This is a genomic window from Geminocystis sp. M7585_C2015_104, from assembly GCA_015295805.1.
In the GTDB taxonomy this organism is placed as follows: Bacteria; Cyanobacteriota; Cyanobacteriia; order Cyanobacteriales; family Cyanobacteriaceae; genus DVEF01.
Genome location: DVEF01000076.1, coordinates 1 through 4,020, shown reverse-complemented (window position 1 = coordinate 4,020; position 4,020 = coordinate 1). Strand labels below are relative to the sequence as shown.

At 43.7% G+C, this 4,020-nt stretch carries 4 protein-coding genes; 3 read left to right on the top strand and 1 reads right to left on the bottom strand.

The window, feature by feature from the left end; translation table 11 throughout:
- The 3 genes from shc to era form a co-directional block, all read left to right on the top strand.
- Positions 1-1,438, top strand: a 1,438-nt coding sequence (shc, locus tag IGQ44_09035) for a squalene--hopene cyclase (GenBank protein HIK38121.1), incomplete at its 5' end; no start/stop codon positions are given.
- Positions 1,439-1,582: 144 nt separating this feature from the next.
- Positions 1,583-2,734, top strand: a complete 1,152-nt coding sequence (locus IGQ44_09030) for a succinylglutamate desuccinylase/aspartoacylase family protein (protein ID HIK38120.1) — start codon at positions 1,583-1,585, stop codon at positions 2,732-2,734.
- Positions 2,703-3,641 carry a GTPase Era gene (gene era, locus IGQ44_09025; protein ID HIK38119.1) on the top strand — a complete coding sequence of 313 codons (939 nt, stop codon included), beginning with the start codon at positions 2,703-2,705 and terminating at the stop codon, positions 3,639-3,641. The genes IGQ44_09030 and era overlap by 32 nt, the downstream gene beginning before the upstream one ends.
- Positions 3,642-3,665: 24 nt before the next feature.
- On the opposite strand, the gene IGQ44_09020 is transcribed toward era, so the two are convergent.
- On the bottom strand, positions 3,666-3,983 hold the full coding sequence (locus IGQ44_09020; GenBank protein ID HIK38118.1) for a hypothetical protein: 318 nt from the start codon (positions 3,981-3,983) through the stop codon (positions 3,666-3,668).
- Positions 3,984-4,020 lie beyond the last annotated feature (37 nt).

Here is a 4,020-nt window from a genome sequence, read left to right as displayed (position 1 = left end):
TCCCTTCTTTACCATCTATGAGATGTCCAGTTGGGCCAGAAGTAGTACAGTACCCCTACTGATAGTATTTGCCAAAAAACCAGTGTTCCCAGTAGAGCCTGCCATCAACCTGGATGAATTATACACCGAGGGGAGGGAAAATGCACGCTACCAGTTACCTCTTCATGGAGACTGGACAGATGTTTTTGTATACTTAGACGGATTGTTCAAATTGGCAGAAGACTTAAATTTAGTGCCCTTCCTGGAAGAAAGTCTCAAAGCCGCAGAGAAGTGGATTATTGAAAGGGAAGAGGTGACGGGAGACTGGGGTGGTATTATCCCGGCAATGATAAACTCTCTTTTAGCCTTCAAAACCCTCAACTATCACGTGAATGACCCCATGGTAGCACGGGGGCTACAGGCGGTGGAGAATTTTGCTATCGAAACCCATGATGATTATTTAGTGCAGGCTTGTGTTTCACCGGTATGGGATACGGCATGGAGTTTAAGGGCTTTGGTAGAATCCGGTGTTGAGCCTAATCATCCCCAACTAGTTAAGGGTGGAGAATGGTTGCTGAAGAAGCAAATTCTAGACTATGGGGATTGGGTTGTGAAAAACCCTAATGGACAACCTGGTGGCTGGGCTTTTGAATATGAAAATCGTTTTTACCCAGATATAGACGACTCGGCAGTAGTAGTGATGACACTTCACCAGCTAGAGTTGCCACAGGAGGATTTGAAGAGGGAGGCAATTTTGCGTTGTCTCCGTTGGATTGAGAGTATGCAGTCTGACAATTATGGTTGGGCGGCTTTTGACATCAATAATACCGCAGATTGGTTGAATTTGCTGCCTTATGCCGACTTAAAGGCAATGATAGATCCCCCCACTGCCGATATTACTGCTAGAGTGTTGGAAATGGTAGCTACTTGTGGCCTTTCTTTGAATCCTCACAAGTTACAAAAGGCCATTAGTTTCCTCTGTCATCAGCAAAAGGAGGATGGTAGTTGGTTTGGTCGTTGGGGGGTAAACTATATTTATGGCACATCTGGCGCCTTATCAGCATTATCCGCCATAGCCCCTCAAACCTGTCAAGGGTCTATTAAAAAGGGGGTAAAATGGTTGTTGTCTTGTCAGAATAAGGATGGCGGTTGGGGTGAAACCTGTGAAAGTTACAAAAATCCTGCCTTAAAGGGGAAGGGAGAATCTACCGCGTCTCAAACGGCTTGGGCGTTAATAGGCTTAATAGATGCCGGCAAAGCTTTGGGTAAATGGGAAGAGGATGCCATCTGTCGGGGTGTTAATTTCCTCCTCAACACCCAAACTTCAACGGGTAGCTGGGAGGAAAAATACTTTACTGGCACTGGTTTTCCTCAACATTTTTATATTAGATACCATCTCTATCGTCATTATTTTCCATTGCTAGCCTTAGGTAGATTTGCCAGAATTTTACAAAACTAGCCCCCCTGTCTTTCCCTCCCCCTCTTTCTCCTTTCTCTTTTTTTATTTTTTTATAATAGCCTTATAATAACCTAAATCCCCTAGCTCCCAGTTTTGGATTCTAACAACTATTATATTTCTTTTTCGGATACATATAGAACAAATATGGAACCCAAAATCGAATTAATTGATTTACAAAACCTAGCGAGTGGAGATACTTTTCAGCTGAAGATATATCGTTTTGTAGGTAAACAGGAAGGGAAAAGGGCTTATATTCAGGCTAATTTGCATGGGGCAGAAATTGTGGGCAATGCAGTAATTTATGAACTGCTCAACTATTTTTCTTCCCTTCAACCAGAGGATATAAGTGGTGAAATAATTCTGGTACCTCTTTGCAATCCTACAGGGGTAAATCAGCGACATCATTTCTTTTCCACAGGAAGATTTAACCCCTATGACGGCCAAAACTGGAATCGTATTTTTTGGGATTTCTCCCCTAAACTATATGAGGATTTAGATGTGTTCATAGAGAAAAATTTAGATTTGTCCGAGAGAGAGCTCGCGGCAATTTACAAAGAGAAAATAAGGGAGCTACTAGAGGCAAAGGTAAGAGAAAATGGGCCGGAGAGGGGTTTGTCTTTTTCAGAGAAATATCGTAATATCCTTCAGTCTTTGTCGGTGTTGGCGGACTATGTAATTGACATCCATAGTTCCAGTGTTTCTGCGATAAATTATATATACACCTTCAAGGGGAGGGAGAAAAGTGCAGAATATTTTGGGTTTGAATACGGGGTTTTAGTGGATGAAATGGGGGGGAATGCCTTTGACGAGGCATTTTTAAATCCTTGGTTGAAACTAGAGGAAAAACTGGCAGAAAAAGGAAGAGAAATTGTATTTGACGTGGAATCTTGGACACTGGAATTAGGCTCGGGTATGAAAATAGAAGAAGAATCAGTCGAACAGGGGGTAACAGGAATAATTAACTATCTAGCTTTTAAGAAAATGCTAAACACGCGCCTGTTGCCGGTGGCAAAGAAAATAAAACTCATCCCCAAAAGCCAAATGAAACACTATTATGCCCCAAGGGGTGGAATTATTCGCAACCGTCGGCCGGTGGGTAGTATAATCAAAAAAGGAGACACCCTATACCAGTTACTCAGCTTTGAAAAACGAAAAACAATGCCCACTATAACTGACATTGTCTCAGTGGATGAGGGCATAGTCTACGACGTGTCTACCAATGACACGGTCAATGAAGGGGAATATGTTTTAGGTATTTTTACTCATGACCAACAGAGGGGAGAACACGGTTTCTAGTATACCAGTGGCGCCGCCGGATTTCAAGTCGGGTTTTGTGGCAATTATAGGGCGCCCTAATGTAGGCAAGTCCACTCTAATGAATAGACTAGTGGGGCAGAAGGTGGCAATCACCTCACCGGTAGCCCAAACCACCCGCAATCGTTTGAGGGGGATTCTCACTACCGAGGGGGCTCAAATTATTTTTGTGGATACCCCTGGCATCCATAAACCCCACCACGAGTTAGGGAGGGTACTAGTACAAAACGCCATTTCTGTAATCGACAGTGTAGATTTGGTTTTGTTTGTGGTGGATGCCTCCCAGCCGGCAGGGCCGGGTGACAGGTATATTACCGAAATCCTACAGAGAACGAAAACTCAGGTGATTCTGGGATTAAACAAGACGGATTTACAGGGAAAGGATAGAGATAGTCTCAATGAGAGTTATAGACTGTTATGTAACGGCAAGTGGCCAATGGTTAACTTTTCTGCCATTACGGGGGAGGGATTGGACAGGCTACAGGAGGAGTTGATTGCCAGACTAGACTATGGTCCCTATTATTATCCACCAGACTTGGTAACGGATCAACCGGAAAGGTTTATAATTGGGGAGCTAATTAGGGAGCAGATTCTCCTGCACACCAGAGAGGAAATACCTCATTCCGTGGCTGTTACGGTGGAAAAGATAGAGGAAGACGAAAAGATTACTAAGATATATGCCTCCATTGCCGTGGAGAGGGACTCTCAAAAGGGGATTATTATTGGGCATAAGGGGAATATGCTAAAACAGATTGGGACGGCTGCTCGCGAACAGATACAGGCCCTCATCAGTGGTAAAGTGTACTTGGAGCTATTTGTAAAGGTTGAACCCAAATGGAGGCAGTCTAAACAAAGACTTGCAGAATTTGGCTATCGTCTAGAAGACTAGTTCCCACCTTTTGTTTGTTTTATCTCAACCCCATCCCATCATCGGCAAGTATAACCTGTACGTGTTGTATGACAATACTGAAAGATATACCCTTATCAGTAGTCTTTCAACATCCACGGCAAATGGTCTCTTTCCGATATACCTTTCCACTATGCTATATGAGAGCCCTGCCATAGTCCCATGCCGCCTCTTGTAAGACTCCACATGCTCACCTTCATTTCTCTTATCTCTACTCCGCCTAACTAGACTTAGCCTTATACCCTTTCTCATCAACTCACTCATTAACTCATCTTCCATCTCATGGTTTACATGAGCCCTATCCCCACCCCCTGTACCCCACATCCTACCCCCTATCCCCTATACCCTACAGTCTAACCCC